This window comes from Shewanella sp. SACH, assembly GCF_001887095.2.
Classification (GTDB): Bacteria; Pseudomonadota; Gammaproteobacteria; order Enterobacterales; family Shewanellaceae; genus Shewanella; species Shewanella baltica.
In genome coordinates this window covers 1-208 of record NZ_MPDG02000044.1, presented here as the reverse complement: position 1 = coordinate 208, position 208 = coordinate 1, and the positions used below count along the sequence as shown (strand labels likewise).

The following is a 208-nucleotide window of genomic DNA, read 5'->3' as shown; positions in this document are numbered from 1 at the left end:
TTAGTTGCCCGAATAGCTCAGTCGGTAGAGCAGAGGATTGAAAATCCTCGTGTCCCTGGTTCGATTCCGGGTTCGGGCACCATTATTTTGCAGTATAAGTTTAGCCGGCATAGCTCAGTTGGTAGAGCAACTGACTTGTAATCAGTAGGTCCCGAGTTCGACTCTTGGTGCCGGCACCATATAAACAACGAAGCCACTCAATGAGTGG

Annotated in this window: 2 tRNA genes; both read left to right on the top strand. The window is 49.0% G+C overall.

From position 1 onward, the window contains the following. Positions 1–6: 6 nt before the first annotated feature. A tRNA-Phe gene (locus tag BM607_RS21715) sits at positions 7–82 on the top strand. Between the two features lie 21 nt (positions 83–103). Next, a tRNA-Thr gene (locus tag BM607_RS21710) sits at positions 104–179 on the top strand. The last annotated feature ends 29 nt before the right edge of the window (positions 180–208 follow it).